Source organism: Pseudomonas sp. LPB4.O, assembly GCF_038383825.1.
Taxonomy (GTDB): domain Bacteria; phylum Pseudomonadota; class Gammaproteobacteria; order Pseudomonadales; family Pseudomonadaceae; genus Aquipseudomonas; species Aquipseudomonas putida.
Window position 1 is genome coordinate 3,356,023 of sequence record NZ_CP151298.1, and the last position, 25,696, is coordinate 3,381,718.

Here is a 25,696-nt window from a genome sequence, read left to right on the forward strand (position 1 = left end):
GGCCGGGGTCGCTGGGCGACCCCGACAATGCCCGCTTGCATAAAACCATTTGCCCCCGCGCAAACCTGCGTCCGCCAAGCCCTTCTTGTACACTCCTCGCACTAGCCCCCACCTGCACAATTTTTTTGGTGAACGCATGATCGAGGTAACCGAGGTTTCCATTGCCGAGCTGCGCGACGCACTCGAGTCGGGCCGCACGACGGCGGTCGAGCTGGTCAAGGCCTACCTGGCGCGCATCGACGCCTACGATGGCGCCGACACCGCCACCGCCCTGAACGCGGTAGTGGTACGCAACCCCGAGGCGCTCAAAGAAGCCGAGGCCTCCGACGCCCGCCGCGCCCAAGGCCAGGTTCTGAGCCCGCTGGATGGCATCCCCTACACCGCCAAGGACAGCTACCTGGTCAAAGGCCTGACCGCCGCTTCCGGCAGCCCTGCCTTCAAGGACCTGGTCGCCCAGCGCGACGCTTTCACCATCGAGCGCCTGCGCGCCGCGGGTGCCGTGTGCCTTGGCAAGACCAACATGCCGCCCATGGCCAACGGTGGCATGCAGCGCGGCGTGTATGGCCGCGCCGAAAGCCCATACAACGCCGATTTCCTGACTGCGCCCTTCGCCTCGGGCTCGTCCAACGGTGCCGGCACCGCCACCGCCGCCAGTTTCAGTGCCTTCGGCCTGGCCGAGGAAACCTGGTCCAGCGGCCGTGGCCCGGCGTCCAACAATGGCTTGTGCGCCTACACCCCATCGCGCGGCGTGATTTCGGTGCGCGGCAACTGGCCGCTGACCCCGACCATGGACGTGGTGGTGCCTTACGCCCGCACCATGGCCGACCTGCTGGAAATCCTCGACGTGGTGGTCGCCGATGACGCTGACAAGCGCGGCGACCTGTGGCGCCTGCAGCCCTGGGTGCCGATCCCGGCGGCATCGACTGTGCGCCCTGCCTGTTACCTGGACCTGGCAGTGGATGCCAGCGCACTCAAGGGCAAACGCTTTGGCGTACCGCGCATGTACATCAATGCCGATGCCGAAGCAGGCACCTCCGAAAAACCAGGCATCGGTGGCCCGACCGGCCAACGCATCAACACCCGCGCTACTGTAATCGACTTGTGGCAACAGGCACGCCAGGCCCTGGAAGCGGCCGGTGCCGAAGTGCTGGAAGTGGATTTTCCGCTGGTGTCCAACTGCGAGGGCGACCGCCCGGGCGCGCCGACCGTTTACAACCGCGGCATCGTCAGCAAGGAGTTCCTGCATGATGAGCTGTGGGAGCTGTCGGGCTGGGCGTTTGACGACTTCCTGCAAGCCAACGGCGACCCCAAGCTCAACCGCTTGGCCGATGTCGATGGCCCACAGATCTTCCCGCACGACCCGGGCACCCTGCCCAACCGTGAGGACGACCTGGCCGCCGGCATGGATGAGTACGTCAACATGGCCAAGCGCGGCCTGAAGACCTGGGACCAGATCGAGACTGTGCCTGACGGCCTGCGCGGCCTGGAGCACACCCGCAAACTGGACCTGGAAGACTGGATGGACAACCTGGGCCTGGACGCGGTGCTGTTCCCGACAGTGGCCGATGTGGGCCCGGCCGATGCCGACGTCAACCCGGCATCGGCGGACATCGCCTGGAGCAACGGTATCTGGGTGGCCAACGGCAACCTGGCGATCCGACACCTGGGTGTACCGACCGTCACCGTGCCAATGGGCGTGATGGCCGACATCGGCATGCCGGTGGGGCTGACCTTTGCCGGGCGTGCCTATAGCGACAATGCGCTGTTGAGCTTTGGTGCCGCCTTTGAGGCGACCGGCTCGCGCCGGATGATTCCGCCGCGCACCCCGGCGCTGGGCTGAGTTTGTGGGAGCTGGCTTGCCGGCGATAGGGCCAGCAGAACCACCGCAGATCGCTTAATTCAACTTAATGTGTAAAACTACACAAAATGTTGATTTTGCGATCTGCCATGCCTATCACCCCCAGCGAAGAACGCCACCTCACCCTCACGGTGCTCAAGGCCACCATCCAGGCCTTGGGCAGCGTTGCCGCACGCAACATGGAAATCCTTCTGCACGACCTGGACCACCCGGAGCATTCCGTGGTGGCGATCGTCAACGGTCACCTCTCCGGCCGCAGCGTCGGCAGCCCGATCCTCGCCGCCCCAGAGCAGGACCAAGGCTTCAAGGCACTGATGCAGGCCTCAGCCGACCAGCACGGCAGCGAGCCGGTGGTACTGCCCGACTACCCCACCACGCTCAAGGGCCGCACCCTGCGCAGCGCCACCGCGATCTTTCGCGACAGCACCGGCCATCCCTTCGCCAGCCTCTGCGTCAACACCGACGTCACCGGCCTGGACGCCGCCATGAACTTTCTCCAGCAGTTCCAACCGCTGGGGGCCACGCCTGCCGTCAACGAACCCGCCGACATGGAACTGCTGATGAGCGAGATCATCCAGGCTTCCCTGCAACGCAGCGGCCAAGGGCGGATGAACAAACAGGCCAAGGTTGAAGCCGTGCGGGTCATGCAGGAGCGCGGCCTGTTCATCGTCAAGGGCGGCGTGGAAAAGGCCGCCAGTGCCCTCGGCGTAACCCGCTACACCATTTACAACTACCTTGAACAACTACGCGGAACCAGCCAATGACCTTGCATGTCCACACCCCCCTGATTGAATCCCGCTCCATGTCGTTGGCCGCGGGCCGAAACATCTGGCTCAAGCTCGATGCACTGCAACCTTGCGGCTCGTTCAAACTGCGCGGGGTGGGCCACGCCTGCGAAGTGCATCAGGCCCGTGGCGCCCGGCAGTTCATCTCATCGTCGGGCGGCAACGCCGGCCTGGCGGTTGCCTATGCAGGGCGCAAACTGGGTGTACCGGTGACCGTGGTAGTCCCCGAGACCACCACCGAGCGGGCCAAGGAGTTGCTGCGCCTGGAAGACGCCAACGTGGTGGTGCATGGCAGCTCCTGGCAAGAGGCCAACGCCCTGGCGCAGACCTTGGTGGGGCCGAATGATGCGTTCATCCACCCGTTCGACGACCCGCTGCTGTGGGCCGGGCATGCCAGCCTGATCGATGAAGTCGCCGAAGCAGGCGTGAAACCGGACGCCGTGGTGCTGTCGGTGGGCGGTGGCGGCTTGCTCAGCGGCGTGGTCCAGGGGCTGCAGCGCAATGGCTGGGGTGATGTCCCGGTGCTGGCGGTGGAAACCCACGGCGCCGCGTCGCTGCATGCGGCCATGCAGGCGGGGCATTCGGTCGAGCTAGAGCGCATCGCCTCGGTGGCGACCTCGCTGGGGGCAAAGCGGGTAGCCGATCAGGCGCTGGCCTGCGCGCAGCAACACCCGGTGCACAGCCACCTGGTCAGCGATCGTGCAGCGCTGGAAGCCTGTGAGCGGTTCCTGCTGGACCATCGCGTGCTGGTCGAGCCAGCGTGTGGAGCGGCGCTGGCATTGGCGTATGCGCCGGGCGCCTTGGCGCAATACCAGAACGTGCTGGTGGTGGTTTGTGGTGGCGCTACGGCAACGCTTGAGCAAATTCGGGCGTGGCTGCAGCAAGCCGATTGAGGCTGCCACTTGTCGGTGGTGATTACGTTAGTCACATGCGCCTGTTCTACTGAGCCCGCCGCAACCGGAAAAATGCCCTCGCAACGGCGTCAACCCTGACGAAATGCGTATCGCACCCTTTCGGTCTGCGGCAAGTGAAGGCACAATGCGTGTCCTTTTTTTGGCCGGCCTGGCCGGGGGCCTTTAAATGATCAAGACGCCGTATTACCTCATCGATAAAACCAAGCTGCTCAGCAACATGGAGAAGATCGCCTACGTGCGTGAACACTCCGGTGCCAAGGCGCTGCTTGCCCTCAAGTGCTTCGCCACCTGGTCGGTCTTCGACTTGATGCAGCAGTACATGGACGGCACCACCTCGTCCTCACTCTTCGAGCTCAAGCTCGGCCGCCAGAAGTTCGCCGGCGAGACCCACGCCTACAGCGTGGCCTGGGCCGACGACGAGGTCGAGGAAATGCTCGAGAACTGCGACAAGATCATCTTCAACTCGATCGGCCAGCTGCAGCGCTTTGCCGAACAGTCCGAAGGCAAGGTGCGCGGCCTGCGCGTCAACCCGCAGGTCAGCAGCTCTGACTACCTGCTGGCCGACCCGGCACGTCCGTTCAGCCGCCTGGGCGAATGGGACCCTGCGAAGATCGAGCAGGTGATCGAACAGATCTCCGGCTTCATGTTCCACAACAACTGCGAGAACGGCGACTTCGGCCTGTTCGACAAGATGCTCACGCACATCGAAGAGCGCTTCGGTCACCTGCTGCACAAGGTCGAGTGGGTCAGCCTCGGTGGCGGCATCCACTTCACCGGTGAAGACTATGCGGTAGACGCCTTCTGCGCGCGCCTCAAAGCCTTCTCGGAGAAGTACGGCGTGCAGGTGTACCTGGAGCCGGGCGAAGCGGCCATCACCAACAGCGCCTCGCTGGAAGTGACCGTGCTCGACACCCTGTACAACGGCAAGCACCTGGCCGTGGTCGACAGCTCGATCGAAGCGCACCTGCTCGACCTGCTGATCTACCGCCTCAACGCCAAGATGGCCCGCAACGACGGCGAGCACACCTATATGGTCTGCGGCAAGTCGTGCCTGGCCGGTGACATTTTCGGCGAGTACCAATTCGATCGCCCGTTGGCCATTGGCGATCGCCTGTCGTTCATCGACACGGCGGGTTACACCATGGTCAAGAAAAACTGGTTCAACGGTCTGAAGATGCCATCCATCGTGGTCAAGCAACTTGACGGCAGCGTTGAAGTCGTCCGCGAGTTCGGTTTCGAAGACTACGTTTCCAGCCTGTCGTAAGGCCGGCTTTCCAAGTAAGGAGCAAAAGGTAAATTGAAGAAGAACGTTCTTATCATTGGTGCAGGAGGTGTCGCCAAGGTGGTGGCCCACAAGTGCGCGCAGCATAACGACGAACTGGGTCGTATCGCTATCGCGTCACGGAACATCTCCAAATGCCAGGCCATCATCGACAGCGTCAAGGCCAAGGGTAGCCTCAAGGTACCCGCCGACATCCAGGCCTTCTCGCTCAATGCCCTCGATGTCGAGGCAACCAAGGCGCTGATCCGTGAGACCGAATCGCAGATCGTGATCAACGTGGGTTCCGCCTTCCTCAACATGTCGGTGCTGCGTGCCTGCATCGATACGGGTGTCGCCTATCTGGACACCGCCATCCACGAAGAGCCGGGCAAGATTTGCGAGACCCCGCCGTGGTACGGCAACTACGAGTGGAAACACCTCGAAGAGTGCCAGGCAAAGAACATTACAGCCATTCTCGGCGTCGGTTTCGACCCGGGTGTGGTAAACAGCTACGCCAAACTGGCGCAGCAGCAGTATTTCGACAGCATTGATTCGATCGACATTCTCGACGTCAATGCCGGTTCGCATGGCAAGTACTTTGCCACCAACTTCGACCCGGAAATCAACTTCCGCGAGTTCACCGGGCAAGTGTGGAGCTGGCAGAACAGCCAGTGGACCAGCAACACCATGTTCGAGGTCAAGCGTACCGACGACCTGCCTGTGGTAGGTTCGCAAAACCTGTACCTGACCGGCCACGACGAAGTTCACTCGATTTCGAAGAACCTCAACGTACCGAACGTGCGTTTCTGGATGAGCTTCGGCGAACACTACATCAATGTGTTCACCGTGCTGAAAAACCTGGGCCTGCTCAGCGAGCAACCGGTCAAAACCGCCGAAGGCCTGGAAGTGGTACCGCTGAAAGTGGTCAAGGCCGTGCTGCCAGACCCAGCGTCGCTGGCCCCTGGCTACACCGGCAAGACCTGCATCGGTGACCTGGTCAAGGGCACCAAGGATGGCCAGCCGCGCGAAGTGTTCATCTATAACGTGGCTGACCACGAAGAAGCCTACGCCGAGACCGACAGCCAGGGCATTTCCTACACCGCCGGTGTACCGCCAGTGGCTGCCGCCCTGCTGGTTGCCCGTGGCGAATGGGATGCCAAGCGCATGGTCAACGTCGAGGAGCTGCCAGCCGAGCCGTTCCTCAAGGCGCTGGACGTGATGGGCCTGCCAACCCGCGTCAAGGATGAAAAAGGCGATCGTCCTTGGGACGCTGAAGCCTAAGTAACAAACAGAAGGGGCGCCACATGGCGCCCCTTCTGCGTTTCCAGGCGTGGCCTCTTCGCGGGCAGGCCCGCGAAGAGGCCCGTGCAGGACTACACATTACTTGCGCGCCTCAAGAATGAGGTTGAACGGCGTCTGCGTCGCACGCCGGAACCGGCTGAACCCCGCCTCCTCGAACACCGCCCGCAAGCGCGCCTCGCCGGCTTGCGCGCCCAGCCCCAGGCCCACCTCCTGTGACAGCGAATTCGGCGTGCAGATGAAGGTAGACGCGGCATAGAACAAGCGCCCTACCGGCGTCAGGTTGCCGTCCAGCGAATCCTCGGCAAAAGGCTCTACCAGCATGACCGTGCCGTCAGCCTTCAACGCCCGATAGGCATGCTTGGCCGCCCCCACCGGGTCGCCCATGTCGTGCAGGCAATCGAAGAAGCACACCAGGTCATGGTCATGCCCCGGGTAATCCTTCGCACTGGCCTGCTGAAAACTCACCCGCTCTGCTAGCCCCGCCTCACGCGCGCGATCGTTGGCGGTGGTGATGGAAGGCCCGTGGTAGTCGTAGCCGACGAAGGTAGACGCTGGAAACGCCTGGGCCATGACCAGCGTCGAGGCGCCATGCCCGCAGCCTACATCCGCGACCTTGGCGCCCGCCTGTAGCTTGGCCACCACACCCTCGAGCGCTGGCAACCACTCAGCGACCAGAAACGCACGGTACCCCGGCCGGAAAAACCGCTCGGTACCGCTGAACATGCACGGGTGGTGGTCCCCCCAGGCCAGCCCGCCATCGCCACGCATGGCCGCGACCAGCTTGTCCTTGTCATGGAACAGCGCAGCGATCACTGCAGCCCCACCGGCCATGTAAGCCGGGGAGTCCTCCAGCGCCAGGGCCATGGCCTGCTCTTCGGGCAGCACAAAAGAGCCCTTGTCGTGTGCCATGTAACCCGAAGCGGCCTGGGCGTTCAGCCATTCGCGCACCAGCCGCGGATGGCAGCCGGTTTTTTCCGCCAGCGCTTCGGGGGTAGTTGGCTGGCTATCGGCCATCGCTCGATACAACCCCAGTTCGTCGCCCAGGATGACATTGGCCAGGGTCGCCGCTGCACCCATGTCGCCCACCAGCTTGCCCATGAAATCGTGAAGCCTTGCCTCGTCCATGACCTGCCCTCCTCTGCAAGAAGGCCATCGCCAGCGAGGAAACTCCGATCCGGGGAGGCGGTGGTCGGTTCAAGGGTTGGTGCTCGCCCTACAGCGCGTTATAGCGAGCACTCGGTAAGTCTAGATCTTCTGCACATACGCGACGAGATCCCGTCCACATAGCGGCGGAATTCCTCATTCAGGTAACAATTCCTAAACAAGACTGTGACATTTTTTTTCAGCTTTCTCATCAAGGAGCGGAAAGATGAAAGTCACGGTTTTCGGTACCGGCTATGTCGGCCTCACCCAGGCAGTGTGCCTGGCCCAGGTGGGGCACTCGGTGTTGTGCATGGATGTCGACGCCGAGCGGGTTGCCACCCTCAATGAAGGCCATTGCCCGATCTTCGAGCCCGGCCTTGCGCCGATGCTGGAGAAAAACCTGGCCTGTGGCCGCCTGCGCTTCACCACCGACGCCAAGGCAGCAGCCAACTACGCCAGGCTGCAGTTCATTGCAGTCGGCACACCGCCGCAAGCCGATGGCAGCGCTGACCTGAAGCAGGTTTTTGCCGTGGTCGACAGCATTCTCGAACATGCTGACGGCGCCAGGGTGATCGTCAACAAGTCCACCGCGCCGGTCGGCACGGCGCACCGCATCAAGTCGCGCATAGCCCAGGCCGTCGCCGACCCCGCTCGCTTCCAGGTAATCAGCAACCCGGAGTTTCTCAAGGAAGGCTCGGCCGTGGACGACTGCATGCGTCCGGACCGCATCATCATCGGCGGCGCCGAACCGGCCGAAGTGGAGTTGCTGCGCGAGCTGTACCTGCCGTTCAGCCGCAACCGCGAAAAACTCATGGTCATGGATGCACGCAGCGCCGAGCTGACCAAGTACGCGGCCAACTGCATGCTGGCGACCAAGATTTCCTTCATCAACGAAATCGCCAACCTGGCCGAGCACCTGGGGGCCGATATCGAAATGGTGCGCCGTGGCATCGGTTCCGACCCACGCATCGGCTATGACTTCATCTACGCCGGGTGCGGCTTTGGCGGCTCATGCTTCCCCAAGGACCTGCAAGCCCTGCGCCGCAGCGCCGAAGCTGAAGGCTTCGAGCCGCAGTTGCTGCGTGCGGTGGAGTCGGTCAACGAACATCAGAAGGGTCGGCTGTTCGGCAAGATCCAGCGGCATTATCCCAATGGCCTGCGCGGCAAGGTATTCGCCCTGTGGGGGTTGTCGTTCAAGCCCAACACCAATGACATCCGCGAAGCCTCCAGCCGAATCTTGCTGGAAGCGCTGTGGGCTGCTGGCGCGCGAGTACAGGCCCACGACCCGCAGGCGATGGACGAAATCCTGCGGCATTACGGCCCGCGCGCCGATTTGCAACTGGTGCCGTGCAAGGACGATGCGCTGGAGGGTGCCGATGCGCTGGTCATCGTCACAGAGTGGCAGGACTACCGTGTGCTGAATCTGGACAAGGTGCCGGATCAGTTGGCCGATCGAGTGGTGTTCGACGGCCGCAACCTGTTCGAACCCGAGCACATGGCCGCTGCCGGCCTGACTTACTACGGTATCGGCCGCGGCCAGGTGCAGCCAGCATGCCCGTACTGATTACCGGCGTGGCCGGCTTTATCGGCTTCCACGTCGCGCGCCGCCTGTGCGAGGCTGGCACCGAGGTGCTCGGCATCGACAACCTCAATGGCTACTACAGCGTCGAGCTGAAACGGGCGCGCCTGCAACAGCTGTCCGGCTTCGCCAATTTCCGCTTCCAGCCCCTGGACATCGCCAACAGCGTCGACCTGCAACAGCTGTTCACCGGGCAGGCGTTCAGTGAAGTGATCCACCTGGCGGCCCAGGCCGGGGTGCGCTATTCGCTGGACAACCCCGGGGCCTATGGCCAGGCCAACCTGGTCGGCTTCCTCAATATGCTCGAAGCCTGCCGCCAGCAGCCGCCGCGCCACTTGATCTACGCCTCCAGCAGCTCGGTGTACGGCGCCAACGCCAAGCTGCCGTTCAGCGTCGACGACCCGGTCGAGCAGCCGGTGTCGCTCTATGCCGCCAGCAAGCGCGCCAATGAACTGATGGCGTACAGCTATGCGCACCTGTATCGCTTACCGACCACGGGCTTGCGCTTTTTCACCGTCTACGGTCCTTGGGGCCGCCCCGACATGGCGCTGTTCAAGTTCACCCGCGCCATGCTCGAAGGTCGCCCGATCGAGATTTACAACAACGGCCTGATGGGGCGCGACTTCACCTACATCGACGACATCGTCGAAAGCATCCTGCGCCTGCGCCTGAAGCCACCACAGCCTGCCCACGGGCAACCGCCCTGCCAGCTGTTCAACATCGGCCGCGGCCAGCCGGTGCGGCTGCTGCATTTCGTCGAGTGCCTGGAGGACGCCTTGGGCATCAAGGCCCAGCGCGACTACCTGCCACTGCAAGCGGGAGACGTGCTGGAGACCTGGGCCGATGTGGGCTCGCTGGCGCGCTGGATCGACTTCACCCCGGACACATCGCTGGAACACGGCGTTAACGCTTTCGTTGGCTGGTACCGGGATTTTTACCGGGTTTGAGCCGCGCACTCACAATAGACCACAGGTAGCCTCATGACAGATCCACTTGACCTCTCGGTACTGATCCCCGCCAGGAACGAGGTCGAAAACCTGCCATCACTGTTGATGGAAATACGCGCCGCACTGGCCGCCGAAGAGCCAGAGCACCTCACTGTGGCATGCCGCGCAGGCGGCCTGCGGCAGTGGCTGGCCAGACGGCCAGAACGACCAGCCCTGGAAATGCTGCAAAGCGGCAACTGGTTCATCCCCCACCGGGCAGCGGAAATCTAAGGCGACAAGCCGCCGCTGTTCATGTGAACCGGGGCCCTGTTCAGCCAACTGACCGGCTCGCCCAAGGTTGCCCTCTACCTGCCCGGGTTGATGTCGGCGGCAACCATCACCTGGGTGCTGCACGACCTGGGGCGGCGCCTGTGGAACCGCCGCATCGGCGTGATCGCCGCCTTGCTGTTCCTGGCCACCTACCAGAGCTACAGCATCCTGCGCACCGGGCAGATCGACAGCTTCCTGTGCCTATGGGTGACGCTGGGTTTCTGATGCGCGGTGTGGCTTGTGCCCCTGCTGGTGTCGATCGCCCAGGGCGGTGGCGCAGCGGAGCTGGCCTACCTCAACGAAATTTCGCGGGCCGAGTGGTATGTGGTGGGTGCCGATGCCGACAACGGCCATTGCCAAACCGCTGCCCCGGGTCACGTCTACCGCTTTGCCTGGGCAGACGCGCCCGTCGCTCGTTAAAACCTGCGCCCCCGTCGTGCTACGGCGTAGCGGTGCCGGCTGGCGGATCGAGTTGCAGCACCTCGTTGGTGTACGCCCACTCCTTCAATACCTGGTCGGGGTGGTCGTTGAGGCGCGTTCCGTAGGACGGGATGATCTGTTTGATCTTACCCTGCCATTCCGGCGTTGCTACCTTGTCCTTGAACACCTTGTTGAGCACATCAAGCATGATCGGTGGCGCGGTAGAGGCACCCGGCGAGGCACCCAGCAACCCGGCGATGCTACCGTCCCTGGACATCACCACCTCAGTACCGAGCTTGAGCACGCCACCCAATGCCTCGTCCTTCTTGATGATCTGTACCCGCTGGCCCGCCTGCCACAGCCGCCAGTCTTCCTTCTTCGCCTCGGGGAAGTAGGTGCGCAGCGCTTCGAAGCGGTCATTGTCGGATTGCAGCACCTGGCCGATCAGGTACTGGACCAGGTCAAACTCGCGTACCCCGACCCGCACCATCGGCCAGGCGTTGTGCACGCTGGTACTGGCAAGCAGGTCGAGCAGCGAGCCTTGCTTGAGGAACTTGGTCGAGAAGGTGGCGAACGGCCCGAAGAGGATCATGCGCTTGCCATCGAGTACCCGGGTATCCAGGTGCGGCACCGACATGGGCGGCGCACCGGTGGCGGCAATGCCATAGGCCTTGGCCATGTGACGCTGCGCGATAGCCGGGTTGTCGGTGACCAGGAACGAACCGCCGACCGGGAAACCGGCATAGTCCTTGGCTTCGTCGATGCCCGACTTCTGCAGCAGGGGTAACGCCGCGCCGCCGGCACCAATGAACAGGAACTTGGCGTCGGTGGCCGCCTTGCTGCCATCTTTGAGGTTCTTGTACTCGACATGCCACGAGCCGTCGTCGTTACGGGTGATGTCTTGTACTTCGGTGGACAGTTTGAGGTCGAAGTTCGGCCGGGTCTGCAGATAGCCCACGTACTGCCGGGTAATTTCGCCAAAGTTGACGTCGGTGCCAATCGGCGTCCAGGTTACCGCCAGTTTCTGGTTGGGGTCGCGCCCCTCCATCATCAACGGTACCCACTTGCGGATCTGCTCATGGTCCTCGGAGTACTGCATGGGCTTGAACAACGGGCTGGCCTGCAGCGCCTCGTAGCGCTTTTTCAGGAAGCGGATGTTGTCGTCCCCCCAGACGAAGCTCATGTGAGGGGTGGTGTTGATAAACGAATGCGGGTTCTTCAACACCCCCTGCTTCACCTGCCAGGCCAGGAACTGGCGGGTGACCTGGAACGACTCGTTGATCTCCACCGCCTTGCTGATGTCGATCTTGCCATCTTTTTCCGGGGTGTAGTTGAGTTCGGCGAGGGCCGAGTGGCCGGTGCCGGCGTTGTTCCAGCCGTTGGAGCTTTCTTCGGCGACCTTGTCCAGGCGCTCGACCATTTCCATCGACCAGCCCGGCTCCAGTTCGTTGAGCCAGACCGCCAGCGTAGAACTCATGATGCCGCCGCCTACCAGCATCACATCGACCTTCCTGGTTTCTGCGGCCTGGGCATTGAGCATGCCAAAGGCCAAGGCCAGCCCGGCCAGCGCCAGCTCCGGCTTCAGGGTAATTTTCATAACCTTTTCCGCGCCTCGTTGCTATCCGTAAGTCCAGCCACAAGCTTAGCTGACGGATTTAGTCGGGCATGGCTGGCGCACAACCACTTGCAATCAGACACATCTCAAAATACTGTATGAATATTCAGTACAGTGAGACAGCCCCATGCAACTCATCGCCAAACTCGGCATCCTTGCCGACGCCGCCAAGTACGATGCATCTTGCGCCAGCAGCGGTGCACCCAAGCGCAATTCGCGCGGCGGCGACGGCCTGGGCGCCACCAATGGCATGGGCATTTGTCACAGCTACACCCCCGACGGCCGTTGCGTGTCGCTGCTCAAGGTACTGTTGACCAACTTCTGCCTGTATGACTGCCAGTACTGCGTGAACCGCCGTTCCAGCAACGTCCCCCGCGCGCGCTTCAGCCCTGAGGAAGTGGTGCGCCTGACCCTGGATTTCTATCGACGCAATTGCATCAGTGGCCTGTTCCTCAGCTCCGGCATCATCCGTTCGGCGGACTACACCATGGAGCAACTGATCCGGGTTGCCCGGCTGTTGCGCGAAGAGCATAACTTCCGTGGCTACATTCACCTCAAGACCATCCCCGATGCCGACCCGCTACTGATCGAAGAGGCCGGCCGCCTGGCCGACCGCCTCAGCGTCAATATCGAACTGCCCACCGACGCCAGCCTCAAGCGCCTGGCGCCGGAAAAACAGGCGCACACCATCCGCCAGGCCATGGGGGTCATTTACCAGGGCCAGCAAGCCGTGGCCAACGAACCCAAGGCCCCGCGCTTCACCCCTGCCGGGCAAAGCACCCAGGTCATCGTCGGCGCCGACAGCACCGACGACAGCACCCTGCTGCGCAATGCCGAGTCGCTGTACCAGGGTTACGGCCTCAAGCGCGTGTACTATTCCGCCTTCAGCCCGATCCCCGACAGCCCGGGCAGCGTGCCCCTGGCTGCACCGCCGCTGCTGCGCGAGCACCGCCTGTATCAGGCCGACTTCCTGCTGCGTGGCTACGGCTACAAGGCAGGTGAACTACTGGGCCAGAGCGGCAACCTGGCGCTGGACATCGACCCCAAACTGGCCTGGGCGCTGGCCAACCGCGACATTTTTCCGCTGGATGTAAACCGCGCCGAGCCTGCGCTGCTCGCGCGTATTCCCGGTATCGGCCTGCGCAGCGTACAGCGCCTGGTCGCGCTGCGCCGGGAACGGCGCGTCCGCTATGACGACCTGATCCAGTTGCGCTGCGTGTTGGACAAGGCACGGCCGTTCATCGTCACCAGCGATTACCGCCCCGCTCAGTCCGAGCTGCGCAGCGGCTTGCTGCGGGCGCGTTTGCGTGAGCCGCAAGCGCCGGTGCAGATGGGGCTGTGGGGATGATTGCGCTCGACTGCGATGACCGGTTCGCCACTTGGCGGGATCAGGCCCGCGTGTTGCTGGGGCATGGCATCGACCCGTCGCAAGTCACCTGGTCACAAGGCCCGATGGCAGATCTGCTGGCGGTGCCTGCGTCGCCCCCCGAAGGCCCTGGCCCTTTTCGCGCCAAGGTGCCTGCCGCGCTGCTGAACCAGTTGGAACAGGCTGCCCGTTACTGCGGCGAGCAACGCTGGAACCTGCTGTACGAAGTGCTCTGGCGGGTGGCCCATGGTGACCGCACGGCCATGCTGGCGGGCGACCGATTGGGCAGTGAACTGCAACGGCGCATCAAGCAAGTCAGCCGAGAGGCGCATCACCTGCATGCGTTTGTGCGCTTCGTACCGTTGCCAGAGGCGTTGGCAGAACGCCTGCAACTTGATCTGGTCGCGTACCACGAACCGGCACATGACATTCTGGAAAGTGCCAGCCCACATTTTGCTGACCGCCTGGGGCGTTTGCGCTGGTTAATCGCCACGCCACAGGATGGCATTCGGTTCGACGGCCAGGTGTTCGATTACCAACGCCGATGCCCCGAGCGCTGGCAACAATGGGCGCGCAACGCTGAAGACCCAGGCGCCGAACTATGGCGCACCTACTACCGCCACACCTTCAACCCCGCCCGCCTCAACCCCGATGCCCTGCGCCTGCACATGCCCGGGCGGTTCTGGCGGCATTTGCCGGAAGGCATGCTGATACCGCAACTCGAAGGCCTGGCCCGCCAAGGCAAACAGCGGGACGGCCAAGCACTTGAAGTTGGCGCGAAACCCGGCAAAAAGATCAACGCGCCAGCAGATAGCTGAAAATAACTCTCTCACGCTGTCTTACATGGCGCTTAAAGCTTGCACGATCACTGTGGGAGCGGGCGCTCCCGCGAACACGGGCGAAGCCCGTGCCATCCACCGCGTTGCCTGCTTCGCGCGCATGCCCGCTCCCACAGATAGAGCGTGAGTCCTGATCAGACCCGCTTTCTGTGGGAGCGGCTTTAGCCGCGAACACCGGCGTAGCCGGTGCCATCCACTTCAATGTTTGATTAAAGTTATAGCAGCCACCCAGCATCCCCTTCCTCAAGCACACCACCGTGATCCGTCCGGTCGCCTTTGCGGGCCACCGCCCCACCTTCGATCAGGAAATGCCCTGCCCCACTCTCTATCACCGCGCCACAGGTGGTCCGGTCACCTACCCTGGCGACCGGCCTGCCGTTAAACGTATACGTAGCGCTGCCGCTTTCTACCTGGTTAACCCCATGCAGCGGGCAGTTGTGTTGGTGGCCTACAAGTACAACCGGGTTCATTGGAATTCTCCCTCGGAGGGTGCAGTACGGGATTCGCGATCTATGGCCTCCGGCCAATGAACCTTCGGCGCCAGGCAATGCATGTGGCTCAAGCCATCGTCATCGTTCCAGTCGCGGGGTGGGTGCACGAACTTCGGCAAGGCTTCGGGGCCTTGTTGCATGAACAGCCGGGCGATGGCCCAGTAGGCTTCACCCTTGTATAGGTTGGAGGCGAACTCCACGCGATCGATGACTTCGTTGGTTTCCGGGTTGCGGACAGACAGCTTGACGTTTTCGATAAGGCCGCCGTGGCCGGGAGCGTAGACGCGGTAAACTTCGGCGGTTACGTCGTCCCAATTGTAGGCGACAGGTTTTACACCCCAGTGCTTACGGCTGAACAAGTAAACGTAGTGGTATCGGAATTGATAGAAATAGACCTTCCTTCGCAGACGATTAAAGCGAATGGGCTCGTCTCTTGGAAGCACTAAATCTAGCTTAGCAAATGGCACAATAGCCCAAATCGAAACAATGGGAACCAAAAATCCAAGAGCGTTTGTCAACCAATCATCCACCCAACCTTCACTAAACAAACCCCAATATATCCATGCCATCAAACCAACCTGAAACATTAGGATCGGAATGCTGATCAAAGCTATAACACCACGCAAAATGATGCTGGACCGAGGCAGCTCCAGATACACATCATCGATATGGTTTGGTGAAGGCTTGATGTCCCCTAAAGTGAAGCGGGGTGTTGGCATCTCATCAACCTGCGGAAGGTCGCGACTCCAGCCTAAAGCTCGCTTCCGCAATCCCTTTGGTTCATGCTGAATCATTTAGCCTCCGACTACACACCTCGACATATGCGCTATCAATATTTCGATCAGGCCAATACATTAGCAGCAATGTAGCCGCAACAACGGAGTGACTCCCTATCGTTGGCATAAGGCCCACAACACCAGACACCTCCAAACTAGCTGCTTCATACGCGCCTATTGCAGCGACATGCATTTTTTTGTCAAAACCAGAACCGACTTTATAGTCAGGCAAACGCGGCTTCGCGAACCCTGAAAAGTTAACAAATTTGGTTAAAGGGTCGACAGATGAAGCTTGAAACTCGTCAGCAAGAATGAGTTCTCCGCCCGTAAAATCAGGAAAATCGCCATCTCCATAGCGATGCACAATCAAATTCCAACGATAAGCTGAAGCCTCTTCTCTATATCTCGGCAAAGTTATTTGAAATTTCAGTTTTTGCTCCCTTTCCAGCGCGATCAGCCCCCCTATCCGTGGCGCCGCAGGATCGGTTATGAGGCTCGATTCGAAATGCAGCACCGCCTTTACACCCAAAGTGGCTGCATTGAGCTCTGCAAACGCAATGTCTGCATATTCAGGAGTTCCCCAGTGCACAGGTGGTATTTCATCAGCCTTTCCAAAGCAGCATCGCTTTGCCCAACGTTCTAGCGAGGAAGATTCGTTTACTTCTGCATGCTTGCTAAGCGCATATGCTGTTAGCATCAGTATTACAGCCAGACCTAAAGGCCCAAGCAAAGACGTCTTAAAAACTGCTACCGCAAACGCTATAGAGCCAGAACCATAAAGCGCTGCAGCCTGCATATGCTGCTTTTGTGCCGCACTATCTCCAACCGCCTTAGCACGTTGACTAGCAGCGACTGCTTGAGCCATGTCGAAGATACAAGCAACAGAGCTTATAACCGCACCAAGTTTTATGATGATCTCTCCGGCAGCTACGACACCTCTAGTCCCCGATATGCTTTCGTGGTTAACACCAGATCTCATGATTAGCCCAATCAACTCGATTTGCCCCCCAAGCACTCCCAGCGTTGAGCCTTGCAACGCCAACTGCGCTTCATGGGCCTTCGGACCAATCTCGGCTTCCGTCTTCTCTTGGTTTCTGCTCAGGCTGTCGTATTGCAAGTACAGCCCTCCAATCGCCAGCAGTACTTCCCAGCTTCCTGCCACTCCACGCAACCCGCGAAACCCAGTTCGCACCAACTCCGCCGCCTGCTGCGAAGTGATCTTCATCCTCTGGAACACCTTTCGCGCATCCGGCTCTAGCGTCCCCGCCGCCACCGAGATATCCACCAACGCCCGCTCCGCCAAGCTGCTCGCCTGGGTCACCTTCATGCTGGCTTCCTCAAACAACCGACCCTGCACATCCGCCGCGGTACCCTCGACCCATACCGACACACTGATCATGGTGTTGGTAAACCGCGGGTCGAGCACTGCCAGGCTCATCAGCCCGTGCTGAATGATCGGCCGCACCTTGTTCCATGCCTTGGTCGAATGGATGTCGATGTCATCGATGTTGCGATGCATCCGGTCCCTGGCCTCGGCAATCGAGGCATTGGCCTTGTGCTGCAATTCGCGTAGATGAGCACTCTGCAAGGCGTAGTACTCGCCCAGTTTCATCTTCACTTCCAGCTCGATCAGGTGCACGCCGTTGTAAAGGAACTGGGTTGCACTGTTCAGGTGCCGCACGGCGGTCTGAATGCCAGGTGGCAAATTGGGCGACAAGCGTTGGCTGGCGGCGTTGAGCGCGCCTTGGGTTTCGGCAATGGCTTGCTTGAGGGTGTTGCGCATGCGCAAGCCGGCATCGTCGCTGGCGATGATCTTGCTCAGCATCGAGTAAAGCTTGTCGCTGTCATTCCAGTTAATGGTTTCGGCAGCAGAAAAGCTGGGAAGCAGGCCAGCCAACAACGTACGGTCGCGCATCAGCAATGCGCGGTAGGGTGGGCTGTCTGGATCCTCTAGCCATTTCAGCCAGAGGGTTTCGCTGGTGCCGGCCGCAGCAGCCGCGCCAGGCACAATCGCCTCGGTAATGCCGCCACCCAGGCACAGCGCCATGGTCTTGGCATACGCCACGCCAGACTCACGATGATCGCCGTCGTAGTCGTACTGCTCGGCCACCTTGAACATGGGCGTGTCGAACAGCACGGCGTAAGCACGGGCGTCCTTGTCGATGTAGCGCTGAAACTCGGCTTCCTGCTGGTCATACCCGGCCTGGAACGCCGCCCGTTGCGGTTCGTGGTAGCGCTGTTCGAGTTTATCGTCGCTGTCCTTCATCGCTTGCTCGACCATACGCGGCCGCTCTACCGTAGGGTCAATCGGTACAAACGGCCCTCTACCCGCCATCGGCTCCAGCGAAGGCACCTTCTGCGCCGCCCACTCCCGGTGCGTGGCGCGAATGGCTTGGAGGATCTGCGAGGTCTGCAACTGGTAGGCGCGCATGGGGTCTTCACGCCAGACCTGGCGCTTCACCACCCAGTTCAACCGCTGATGGTTGAGTTCCTGAATCAGGCCAACGGTATCGTCGAGCACCACCGCCAGCACGCCGTTCTCCAGCTTGTGCCGGTTCATCGCGTTGTCCAGATAGCCGCGCATCGCAAACCGGCGCAGCCAGCGGCTGTGAAAACCGTGTGCACTGTCGAACGGTGCGCAGCCGCGCTGGGTATACTCAAATACTTTCTTGTCGACCTGCAGGTTGTCCGGCGTCATGGCGATGCCCAGCAACTCAGGATTCTTGCGGGCTTGCGTGAGGTCGACCCCCTCGAAGCGGTGCGCAGGCGCCTGGCCTTTCTTGTAGGCATTCAGCACGCTGACCGGCCAGGCATCGCTGGAGAAGGCCAGCCAGGCTGTGCCATACCGGTCGGTATCGATGTTCAGGAAGGCCGAAGGGATATCGTGGTTCTCATTCACACACTTTTCGGGCAGCGACGCGGGTAAGCCGTCTGACGGTTCGTAGGGATTGAAGCGGCGCAGGTGGCCCTGTTCGCTGACTTCGTAGGCCTGCCAGACCTGCTGGTCCAGCAGCACATACAGGTAACCCATGCGCAAGGTACGCAGGCCCATCTTGGCTGAAACGTGCAGGCTACCGGCGACGGTGGTGACGCAACCTGGGCGCGCATCCGGGACCAGGGCGCGGCGCAGCGGCAGGATCGGCAGGCCCTGGCGTTCGCAGGCCATGCACTGGTCAGAAGGGAGCCCGGCTTCGGCTGTCGCAATGGCGATACGTTGACTGATGGTCATAAGCGCCTCTCGTTTACTGGGAGGGGATCGATCACGCGACGCCATTGCGCCTCGGAATAACGAGCGAGCATTGGGGCAAGAGGACGGCGATCGTTGACGGCTGCCTCAACCAGGCTGCGCACTGCAGCAACGGTATTCAGCTTGGGATGGATGCACAGGTGATGAAGAGCGAAAACCGTGATGTCCTCCTCTGCGCTCAGGCCCAACGCTCGTGCGTCGTCAATATGGTTGGATACACGCACGGCGGCTAATGGCGGTATCTGGCACTGGCTCGCGCCCTCCGAGCCCGCACGCAGCACTCTCCAGACAGCCAGCACGCGCTCGACCAACGCCACATCCTCCTGAATCCGCCGGGCAGGCTCCGGCAAAGAGTGCCGCGGTCCGCCCTGCCCTTTGAGGTGGGCCAACCTTCCACCGCTACTCAGGAACAACCAGCTGTTGATCGGCCACCACGGGCCATGCTCGACCTGCTTGAACGTTGCCGCGAGCAGCTCCAGGCGAACGGGTTCATAGACTGGGTAAAAGTTGAAGTGGCGCTTGGCATCGGGTATTTGGCACATGGCCGTGAGGTGGGCGGCTACCGTGGCCGGTGTTGCCTCGCTGAACAGCCAGCCACTCAAGTAGCGTCGGTGCTGGTGCAGCCCTCTGTACGCTGCTCGAGCCGTCAGCTCGAGCAAGTCACTGCGGGGAAAAGATCCGGGCGAGGCCAGGCAGGCCAATACCGGGTGCAGGTGAGGCGCATGGGCCAGATCGGCCCTGTGCACACGCGTCAACGCTGCTTCGCCCAACGTTTCGCGCAGTCGAGCAAGCAAGTTATGGTCGCTTCTAGCCGCAACCGCTAGTGGGTCTATCAGTACATGGCAATGCAAATGCGCCGCATGGTGCCCTTCAATGCTGCGGGCCAGGTTCTCGATATTCATGCCTTGACCTCGCACTTGTTACTGCCATCAGCCGTGAACTCAAGTGACTGGCTATTGCCATCCCCCTTCGCTACCGCCTTGGTCTGCCCCTGCAGATCGAGTGTCAAGCCGTTGATGGTAATGCCCTGTGCATCCAGCACGATGCTGCCGCCAGGGCTTCTGAACTCGATGCGTTCACTGGCCAGCAACTGGTAGACCGTCGTGCGTGTTTGCACCCCCTGCCCGACGCTGATCGATTGAGCCCCTTTGATCACAAGCTCGCTGTTGTTGCCGATGACAACCCGCTGGTTGGCGCCCGTTGACTCGCTGCGGTTGTTGCCCACTTGTTCGTTCAGGTCATGCTTGATGTTCACACGGCTGTTTTGCCCGATGACCTGGGTATGGTCGCGGGCCGTGTCCTGACGGAAGTTGTTGCCGATGGTCAGTTGCTCATCCTGGCCAACTTGCCCCACTCGATTGCGCCCAATAGTCGTGGTTTCGTCATTGCCCACCACATTGACCTGGTTCCTTTGGGCATGGATGAACACTTCCTCCTTGCCCAGTTCATCCTCGAAACGCAGTTCGTTAAAGCCATCGCCCTTATGGGTCTGGCTCTTGATGGTCATCCGCGTCTTGTGCTTGGGCAGGTCATATGGCGGCAGCTGATTGCCACAGTAGGTGCGCCCGGTGATCATCGGCTGGTCCGGGTCGGCGTCGACGTACTGGATGATCACGTCCTGGCCAATGCGCGGAATGGCCATCGAACCCCAGCTGCCGCCGGCCCAGCCTTGCGACACGCGTACCCAGCAGGAACTGAACTCGTTGTCCTGGCTTTCCCGGTCCCAGGGGAAGCTGACCTTCACCCGGCCCCATTGGTCGCAGTAGATCTCCTCGCCCTTGGGCCCTACCACCGTCGCCATCTGCGGGCCGTCGATGCGCGGCTTGGGCAACGGCGCCGGGCGCCATTCGGTTCTGCCGGGCACCAGCACGGCTGCCTGCGTGTAGCGGGTGCCTTGCTGGGCACCCGCAGCCTCTTCCTGCAGGCTGGTGAACTGGGTGCCTTCATGGTGCATACGGGTTACCCGCCAATGCATGTTCAGGTCTTCGCGCGGGTGCCCGATCAGGGTGAAGCTCAGCCCCGGCTGCAGGCGCACGTCGTCGCCTTCCACCTCGGCCATGCGGGCGTCATGGCGCAAAGCTGTGATGCGGGTGGCGGTGAAGGGGGCGCCGACGGCTCCGCGCTTGTAGCGGCCGGGGTAGTCGAAGCGCTCGTACGTGGTGGACTGGTGCTTGAGGTCGCTGCCCTCGGCACGCTGCTCCTGGCGGTAGGCCGGGTGGGTGAAGGTGTAGTCGCGCTGCACCTGGCGCGCGGTACGTACCTGCTCGCTGTAACGCAGGCGGCGCAGGCAAGGCCTGGCCTGGTCGCCGCCGCTGTTGGCGTGGTACAGCACCTGGTTGGGGTCGGTGTCGTCGTCAAAGAAACCTTCGTCCTCGTCATCGCCCTTGATGGCGCCCTGGCTGATCTGCCCCAGCCCCAGCAGCCGGTCGGTGATCAGCAGCTTGTGCAGTTTTGGCGTGTGCTCGAAGCGGTAGACAAAACCCTCTTCGGCGGCCAGGCGGGCGATGAAGTCGAGGTCGGTTTCACCGGCCTGCACGCAGAACTCGCGCACCTCATGCTTGTCGATGCTTCTCAGCTCGTAGCCGGTGATGCCCTGGCGCTTGAGCATGATCTCGAGAATCTGTGGCACGGTTTTCTGCTGGAAGATGCGCCAGTTCGAGCGCAGCCCGGCGCGGGCCAGCACGGGTTCGACCAGGGCGCGGTAACGGGTGCGATGGAAGCCTGTTTCACCCTGACTGAAGGTGCTGACCAGGCCGTGCACGTAACGCAGCGGGCGCTCGCCGCGCCAGATCGTGAACAGCACCGGCTTGTCGAGCAACTGGCCAAAGTCGACATCGTCTTCGAAACTGACCAGTTCCAGCTTCAGCTGGAACGGCGTGCTGATCGCTTCGTCCAGTTCGAACGACACCACTTCGAATTCACTCCGGCCAGCCAGCGGCTGGAAGGTAAAGCGCAAATCGGATTGGCTTGGCATATGGCGGCCCCTGCTACTGCTGCAAAATCGCGTTGAGCGATTCCAGGACTTCGGCGGTGAGCAGGTCGAGGCGGTAGCTGTAGTAGCTGTAAGCGCAGACCATGGCGACGGCGGAGATCACCAGCGGGCTCCACCAGGGCCACTCCCAGCGTCGCGGGCGGTGGGGGCAATGAACGACGTTGCTGTAGGGGTCGCACACCTCTTGCGGCGTGGGGCCACGCAGTTCGCGGATGACCGTGTGCATGCGCGAGATCAAGGCGTTGATGATGTCTTCGCACTTGGGGTCCAGCGCATGCTTGCCCCTGAGGCCCAAGCAGAAGCAGAAGTACAGGAACTCCAGTACATCCTGGAACTCCCTGGGCGCCTGCATGACCCGTTCGAGCAGCACGAAGATCTTCTCGCCGCCCTGGGTTTCGTCGTGGAAGATGCTGAGCAGCGGCTCGTGGCTCCAGCACGAATTGTTGCCCCACGGGCGGCTCATCACGGCCTCGTCCAGGTACAGGCACAGGGCATAGGAATAGACTTCCTGGTGCACGATGGGGTACCCGTGCTGCTGGATTTCTTCGCGAATGTTGCTGACCTGGTTTTGCACGGTCTTGTGCACGTCGGCGAGGTTGGGCAGGTCATCCAGGGTACGCAGGCGAATGACCAGTCCGAACAGCGGGCTTGCCGCATCGAGCATCAGGTTTTCGAAGCCGCCACGCAGCTGGAAGTGCGGGTCGGCGGGGTAACCTTCGAAATCTGGGTCTCCTGCCCGCTGCCCCTGGTCAGCCGGATAGGGTGAATCAGTACCCTCCGGCACTTCAAGCATCGCGTAGACGCTGCTTTCTGATAGGTCATGGGCATCGATAGCGCCCCCGGATTTTACCGGAGGTAGATCGGATGGGCCGGGCATGAAGTGGTCCTTGTCTTCCAGCAAACTGAAGACATGAACACTATCGGGGAATCAATTCTCCAAGGAGTCTGGGGCTTCCCAAATGCTTGTAGGATCCTTCTCTGAATCAAGTTTCCAAACGTTTCCCTGGCAACATCCTGCTAAAGAATAGCGCCCTGAAAGAGCGGGTTTTCCGCTCCTGCAGGGATCGCACAACCCTTCCACAAGCGCGTCGCACTCAGCCAAAGAGCCTGGCCAGGCAGGCCAGTTTCTTCTTGTATGATCGCCGCGCCTCCAGCGCCTGCTCCAGGCTCACCGCCAGGAACCTTGCCTGCTGGTTGGGCTGCATCTGGCCGATCAGGTCGAGGTCGGCGCTGATCACCGTGCCGATCATGGCGTAGCCGCCACCCGACACCGCATCACGGTGCAGGATGATCGGCTCCAGCCCCGCTGGCACCTGGATCGAACCGATCGGATAGCAGCTATCGACGATGTTCGACGGGTCCGAGCCGGCACCGAACGGTTGCTCCCGCGGCTGGAAGCTCAAGGCGCTGCCGCCTTTGTAGCGATAGCCGATACGGTCCGCTTCGGATCCGACTGTCCAGGCCTGGGTGAAGAAGCTTTGCGCTGCGGCCTCGGTCAGGCGATGGAAGTACAGCCCCGGCACCACCCGCACCACCACCTCGCCGCCCAGGGCCTGGCGCAGGGCCATGGGCAGGCTCGCACCGGCGCGCGTCTTGCCGCTGGGCACACCGACCGGCAGCACGTCGCCTGCCATCAGCTTGCGCCCCTGGAACCCGCCCAATGCCCCCAGCGCGTAGGTTGAACGGCTGCCGAGCACCTCAGGTACATCAATGCCACCGGCAACGGCCAGGTAGGCACGGGCGCCCGCCGTGGGGAAACCGAAGCGCAACACCTGCCCTGCGCGCACGGTAAATGCCGTGTCGGGGCGCTGCTCGCGGCCATCCAGCAAAGCGGGCATCTGTGCACCGCAGACCGCCACCAGCGCATCCTGCTGGAACTCCAGCTCCGGCCCCACCAGCGCACACTCAAGGGCTGCTGCGCCCGCCGGGTTGCCCACCAGGTGGTTGGCCGCGCGCAGGGCGTACTGGTCGAGTGCACCGGACGGCGGAATGCCCAGGTGGTAGTAGCCTTCACGGCCCAGGTCCTGCACCGAGGTGGCCAGGCCGGGTTTGAGTACCTTGATCATGCCAGTACCTCCTGCAGCGACTTGGGGTAACCTACCGGGTCGGCAAGGAAGGCATCCAGGTAGAACTCGACCGGGCGAATACGCAAGTCGAAACGGCCCTCTTCCACATCTGCCACTGCCTGGTCGTAGGCCCGGCGATCAATGGGCTTGAACTGCACGATGTCACCCGGGCGGAAAAACACCATGTGCGCCTTCAGGTAGTTGAGTGTTTGCCGAGGGTCGTAGATCGGTGCCGGGGTGACGCCGAACATCTGGTAGCCCCCTGCACCGCGCACGGAGTAGATGCAACCGAAGCAACCACCATGGCCCAGGGTGAGTTTGGGCGTGTCGGTACGCGGGCGCAGGTATTTAGGCACCTGCAACTGCCGCTCGCGCTCGACCATCTGGAACATGAACGGCAGGCCGGCGACGAAACCGACCATCGATACGAACCAGGGCGCGCCACTGTGGGCGGCAATGAAGGCGTCGACATCGGCCAGCCCATTGATGCGCGCCGCGTATTCCAGGTCGGTGCTGGCCGGGTCCTGGTGGCGGTCTCGGAAACGCATCAGGGTTTCATGGGTCCAGGGGTCGTTGTACAGCACCGGGATCTCGATGATCCGCGTCTGCAACGAGCGATCGGCCACAGCCTCGGCCTCGGCACCTTGCACCGCTTCAAGCAGCGCCTGCGGCGCGATGCGGTCGGGGTCGAAGCGGATCTGGAACGAGGCATTTGCCAGGCACACGTCCAGCACGCCATCCAGAGCCAGCCGTTCAACGGCGCGGGTGACGGCCATGCCCTTGAAAAAGGCTTCCAGCGACATGCTGTCGCTGACTTCAGCAAACAGGTGCTCGTCTGCGCCGAAGCTGTAGCGGATCGGGGTTGTAGCAAGCGGTTCGGCCATGACTGTTCCTTTTCTTGGAATCTTTATAGAAAGGCAGGCGAAAATAAAATACACGGGCTCCGGCTTGTGCCAGACGGATGCCTCACGGACTCAGCGTGGCGCGCGCACCACAATACCGGCCGCGTCCAGCGCCCTGCGCGTGGCCTCGACCAGGTCGAGAGCGCCGGGGGTGTCACTGTGCAGGCAGATGGAATCGAATTCGATGGCCAGGTCCTGCCCCTCGACCGTGCGCACCAGGCCCTGCTGGCACGCCCGCAACACGCGCTCGGCAACCGCGTTGGGCTCATGGCCCCGCACATTGCGGGTGAACACGATCGAGCCGCTCAGGTCGTACTCACGGTCGGCGTAGAACTCGCGAACCACCGGCTGGCCAAGCGCCTTGGCAATACGGCAGATCACCGAACCCGGCATGCAGTACAACAGCAGCTCCGGCTCTATCACCCGCAGGTTTTCCACCAGCAGGCGGGCAGCTTCCTCGTCACGCGCCAGGTGCATGTACAGGGCACCGTGCGGCTTGATGTGCTGCAGGCGTACCCCTTGGGCACGGGCAATTTCGCGCAGTGCACCCAGCTGGTAGAGCATGTCGTCGACCAGTTCCTGGGCTGGCGCGTTGATATGCCGGCGGCCAAAACCGACAAGGTCACGAAAGCCCGGGTGCGCACCCACCGCCACGCCCAGGGCCTTGGCCCGCTCGACGGTGCGGCGCATGGTGCCGGGGTCGCCGGCATGAAAACCCGTGGCGATGTTGGCCGTGCTTATGTAGCCCATCAGCTCATTGTCGACGCCGTCGCCAATGGTCCACGGACCAAATCCCTCACCCATGTCCGAGTTGAAATCCACCACCTGCATGACTGTCTCTCCTGGTGCTTGTGACTGCATGCAAGCCACGTTAGAGTCTCCTT

Annotated in this window: 21 protein-coding genes and 2 pseudogenes; 12 read left to right on the forward strand and 11 right to left on the reverse strand. The window is 61.8% G+C overall.

Annotated elements, in window-relative coordinates; translation table 11 throughout:
• Positions 1-136 precede the first annotated feature (136 nt).
• The 5 genes from MRBLPB4O_RS15070 to MRBLPB4O_RS15090 all read left to right on the forward strand — a co-directional run bounded on the left by MRBLPB4O_RS15070 (position 137) and on the right by MRBLPB4O_RS15090 (position 6,099).
• Positions 137-1,840, forward strand: a complete 1,704-nt coding sequence (locus MRBLPB4O_RS15070; protein ID WP_341795723.1) for an amidase — start codon at positions 137-139, stop codon at positions 1,838-1,840.
• A gap of 107 nt (positions 1,841-1,947) precedes the next feature.
• Positions 1,948-2,622 (forward strand): PAS domain-containing protein, encoded by a 675-nt coding sequence (locus MRBLPB4O_RS15075; protein ID WP_341795724.1) that lies wholly within the window; start codon positions 1,948-1,950, stop codon positions 2,620-2,622.
• On the forward strand, positions 2,619-3,536 hold the full coding sequence (locus MRBLPB4O_RS15080; RefSeq protein ID WP_341795725.1) for a pyridoxal-phosphate dependent enzyme: 918 nt from the start codon (positions 2,619-2,621) through the stop codon (positions 3,534-3,536). The genes MRBLPB4O_RS15075 and MRBLPB4O_RS15080 overlap by 4 nt, the downstream gene beginning before the upstream one ends.
• A 187-nt stretch (positions 3,537-3,723) precedes the next feature.
• Complete coding sequence (gene nspC, locus MRBLPB4O_RS15085) at positions 3,724-4,821, forward strand: carboxynorspermidine decarboxylase (RefSeq protein WP_341795726.1); 1,098 nt, start codon at positions 3,724-3,726, stop codon at positions 4,819-4,821.
• A gap of 33 nt (positions 4,822-4,854) precedes the next feature.
• A complete protein-coding gene (locus MRBLPB4O_RS15090; protein WP_003248123.1) occupies positions 4,855-6,099 on the forward strand; it encodes a saccharopine dehydrogenase family protein in 1,245 nt (414 codons plus the stop codon).
• A gap of 99 nt (positions 6,100-6,198) precedes the next feature.
• Here MRBLPB4O_RS15090 and MRBLPB4O_RS15095 read toward each other — a convergent pair whose 3' ends face one another.
• Positions 6,199-7,245 (reverse strand): class I SAM-dependent methyltransferase, encoded by a 1,047-nt coding sequence (locus tag MRBLPB4O_RS15095; protein ID WP_341795727.1) that lies wholly within the window; start codon positions 7,243-7,245, stop codon positions 6,199-6,201.
• Between the two features lie 244 nt (positions 7,246-7,489).
• On the opposite strand from MRBLPB4O_RS15095, the gene MRBLPB4O_RS15100 reads away from it, so the two are divergent.
• The 5 genes and pseudogenes from MRBLPB4O_RS15100 to MRBLPB4O_RS15120 all read left to right on the forward strand — a co-directional run bounded on the left by MRBLPB4O_RS15100 (position 7,490) and on the right by MRBLPB4O_RS15120 (position 10,518).
• On the forward strand, positions 7,490-8,827 hold the full coding sequence (locus tag MRBLPB4O_RS15100; RefSeq protein ID WP_341795728.1) for a UDP-glucose/GDP-mannose dehydrogenase family protein: 1,338 nt from the start codon (positions 7,490-7,492) through the stop codon (positions 8,825-8,827).
• Positions 8,815-9,789: an NAD-dependent epimerase/dehydratase family protein gene (locus MRBLPB4O_RS15105; RefSeq protein ID WP_341795729.1), complete on the forward strand. Its 975-nt coding sequence runs from the start codon at positions 8,815-8,817 to the stop codon at positions 9,787-9,789. Before MRBLPB4O_RS15100 ends, MRBLPB4O_RS15105 begins: the two co-directional genes overlap by 13 nt.
• Before the next feature lie 33 nt (positions 9,790-9,822).
• Positions 9,823-9,970 (forward strand): annotated as a pseudogene (locus MRBLPB4O_RS15110) (dolichol-phosphate mannosyltransferase); the annotation flags it as partial.
• Between the two features lie 38 nt (positions 9,971-10,008).
• Positions 10,009-10,317, forward strand: a pseudogene (locus tag MRBLPB4O_RS15115) (glycosyltransferase family 39 protein); the annotation flags it as partial.
• 21 nt (positions 10,318-10,338) lie between these two features.
• Entirely contained in the window at positions 10,339-10,518 is a 180-nt protein-coding gene (locus MRBLPB4O_RS15120; RefSeq protein WP_341795730.1) for a hypothetical protein, read from the forward strand.
• A gap of 19 nt (positions 10,519-10,537) precedes the next feature.
• Here the strand turns inward: MRBLPB4O_RS15120 and mqo are convergent, their stop codons facing one another.
• Positions 10,538-12,115: a malate dehydrogenase (quinone) gene (gene mqo / locus MRBLPB4O_RS15125; RefSeq protein ID WP_341795731.1), complete on the reverse strand. Its 1,578-nt coding sequence runs from the start codon at positions 12,113-12,115 to the stop codon at positions 10,538-10,540.
• Positions 12,116-12,260: 145 nt separating this feature from the next.
• Between mqo and MRBLPB4O_RS15130 the strand changes: the two genes are divergently transcribed.
• Complete coding sequence (locus MRBLPB4O_RS15130) at positions 12,261-13,481, forward strand: putative DNA modification/repair radical SAM protein (RefSeq protein WP_341795732.1); 1,221 nt, start codon at positions 12,261-12,263, stop codon at positions 13,479-13,481.
• Complete coding sequence (locus MRBLPB4O_RS15135; RefSeq protein ID WP_341795733.1) at positions 13,472-14,317, forward strand: TIGR03915 family putative DNA repair protein; 846 nt, start codon at positions 13,472-13,474, stop codon at positions 14,315-14,317. The genes MRBLPB4O_RS15130 and MRBLPB4O_RS15135 overlap by 10 nt, the downstream gene beginning before the upstream one ends.
• A gap of 236 nt (positions 14,318-14,553) precedes the next feature.
• Here the strand turns inward: MRBLPB4O_RS15135 and MRBLPB4O_RS15140 are convergent, their stop codons facing one another.
• From MRBLPB4O_RS15140 to MRBLPB4O_RS15180, 9 genes are all read right to left on the reverse strand, one after another.
• Positions 14,554-14,808 (reverse strand): PAAR domain-containing protein, encoded by a 255-nt coding sequence (locus MRBLPB4O_RS15140; RefSeq protein WP_341795734.1) that lies wholly within the window; start codon positions 14,806-14,808, stop codon positions 14,554-14,556.
• The gene (locus MRBLPB4O_RS15145; protein ID WP_341795735.1) at positions 14,805-15,623 is read right to left on the reverse strand and encodes a DUF6708 domain-containing protein; all 819 of its coding nucleotides are present in this window, start codon (positions 15,621-15,623) and stop codon (positions 14,805-14,807) included. The genes MRBLPB4O_RS15140 and MRBLPB4O_RS15145 overlap by 4 nt, the downstream gene beginning before the upstream one ends.
• Positions 15,610-18,834, reverse strand: a complete 3,225-nt coding sequence (locus tag MRBLPB4O_RS15150) for a T6SS effector BTH_I2691 family protein (protein ID WP_341795736.1) — start codon at positions 18,832-18,834, stop codon at positions 15,610-15,612. Before MRBLPB4O_RS15150 ends, MRBLPB4O_RS15145 begins: the two co-directional genes overlap by 14 nt.
• A complete protein-coding gene (locus MRBLPB4O_RS15155) occupies positions 18,831-19,754 on the reverse strand; it encodes a hypothetical protein (protein WP_341795737.1) in 924 nt (307 codons plus the stop codon). Before MRBLPB4O_RS15155 ends, MRBLPB4O_RS15150 begins: the two co-directional genes overlap by 4 nt.
• Positions 19,751-21,826 carry a type VI secretion system tip protein TssI/VgrG gene (gene tssI, locus MRBLPB4O_RS15160; RefSeq protein WP_341795738.1) on the reverse strand — a complete coding sequence of 692 codons (2,076 nt, stop codon included), beginning with the start codon at positions 21,824-21,826 and terminating at the stop codon, positions 19,751-19,753. Before tssI ends, MRBLPB4O_RS15155 begins: the two co-directional genes overlap by 4 nt.
• A gap of 13 nt (positions 21,827-21,839) precedes the next feature.
• Positions 21,840-22,721, reverse strand: coding sequence for a type IVB secretion system protein IcmH/DotU (gene icmH, locus MRBLPB4O_RS15165; RefSeq protein WP_341795739.1), 882 nt, complete (start codon positions 22,719-22,721; stop codon positions 21,840-21,842).
• Positions 22,722-22,938: 217 nt separating this feature from the next.
• Complete coding sequence (locus tag MRBLPB4O_RS15170) at positions 22,939-23,910, reverse strand: biotin-dependent carboxyltransferase family protein (protein WP_063423560.1); 972 nt, start codon at positions 23,908-23,910, stop codon at positions 22,939-22,941.
• Positions 23,907-24,794 (reverse strand): allophanate hydrolase subunit 1, encoded by an 888-nt coding sequence (locus MRBLPB4O_RS15175; RefSeq protein ID WP_341795740.1) that lies wholly within the window; start codon positions 24,792-24,794, stop codon positions 23,907-23,909. Before MRBLPB4O_RS15175 ends, MRBLPB4O_RS15170 begins: the two co-directional genes overlap by 4 nt.
• Before the next feature lie 90 nt (positions 24,795-24,884).
• Positions 24,885-25,643 (reverse strand): 5-oxoprolinase subunit PxpA, encoded by a 759-nt coding sequence (locus MRBLPB4O_RS15180; protein WP_341795741.1) that lies wholly within the window; start codon positions 25,641-25,643, stop codon positions 24,885-24,887.
• Positions 25,644-25,696: the final 53 nt, after the last annotated feature.

Excerpts from the sequence above, each read along its gene's own strand:
- MRBLPB4O_RS15145 (WP_341795735.1), bottom strand. The coding sequence starts at position 15,623 with ATGATTCAGCATGAACCAAAGGGATTGCGGAAGCGAGCTTTAGGCTGG.
- icmH (WP_341795739.1), bottom strand. The coding sequence starts at position 22,721 with ATGCCCGGCCCATCCGATCTACCTCCGGTAAAATCCGGGGGCGCTATC.
- MRBLPB4O_RS15075 (WP_341795724.1), top strand. The coding sequence starts at position 1,948 with ATGCCTATCACCCCCAGCGAAGAACGCCACCTCACCCTCACGGTGCTC.
- MRBLPB4O_RS15150 (WP_341795736.1), bottom strand. The coding sequence starts at position 18,834 with ATGACCATCAGTCAACGTATCGCCATTGCGACAGCCGAAGCCGGGCTC.
- MRBLPB4O_RS15130 (WP_341795732.1), top strand. The coding sequence starts at position 12,261 with ATGCAACTCATCGCCAAACTCGGCATCCTTGCCGACGCCGCCAAGTAC.
- MRBLPB4O_RS15140 (WP_341795734.1), bottom strand. The coding sequence starts at position 14,808 with ATGAACCCGGTTGTACTTGTAGGCCACCAACACAACTGCCCGCTGCAT.
- tssI (WP_341795738.1), bottom strand. The coding sequence starts at position 21,826 with ATGCCAAGCCAATCCGATTTGCGCTTTACCTTCCAGCCGCTGGCTGGC.
- MRBLPB4O_RS15095 (WP_341795727.1), bottom strand. The coding sequence starts at position 7,245 with ATGGACGAGGCAAGGCTTCACGATTTCATGGGCAAGCTGGTGGGCGAC.
- MRBLPB4O_RS15170 (WP_063423560.1), bottom strand. The coding sequence starts at position 23,910 with ATGATCAAGGTACTCAAACCCGGCCTGGCCACCTCGGTGCAGGACCTG.
- MRBLPB4O_RS15180 (WP_341795741.1), bottom strand. The coding sequence starts at position 25,643 with ATGCAGGTGGTGGATTTCAACTCGGACATGGGTGAGGGATTTGGTCCG.
- MRBLPB4O_RS15100 (WP_341795728.1), top strand. The coding sequence starts at position 7,490 with ATGAAAGTCACGGTTTTCGGTACCGGCTATGTCGGCCTCACCCAGGCA.
- nspC (WP_341795726.1), top strand. The coding sequence starts at position 3,724 with ATGATCAAGACGCCGTATTACCTCATCGATAAAACCAAGCTGCTCAGC.
- MRBLPB4O_RS15105 (WP_341795729.1), top strand. The coding sequence starts at position 8,815 with ATGCCCGTACTGATTACCGGCGTGGCCGGCTTTATCGGCTTCCACGTC.
- MRBLPB4O_RS15175 (WP_341795740.1), bottom strand. The coding sequence starts at position 24,794 with ATGGCCGAACCGCTTGCTACAACCCCGATCCGCTACAGCTTCGGCGCA.
- MRBLPB4O_RS15080 (WP_341795725.1), top strand. The coding sequence starts at position 2,619 with ATGACCTTGCATGTCCACACCCCCCTGATTGAATCCCGCTCCATGTCG.
- MRBLPB4O_RS15155 (WP_341795737.1), bottom strand. The coding sequence starts at position 19,754 with ATGAATATCGAGAACCTGGCCCGCAGCATTGAAGGGCACCATGCGGCG.
- MRBLPB4O_RS15070 (WP_341795723.1), top strand. The coding sequence starts at position 137 with ATGATCGAGGTAACCGAGGTTTCCATTGCCGAGCTGCGCGACGCACTC.
- mqo (WP_341795731.1), bottom strand. The coding sequence starts at position 12,115 with ATGAAAATTACCCTGAAGCCGGAGCTGGCGCTGGCCGGGCTGGCCTTG.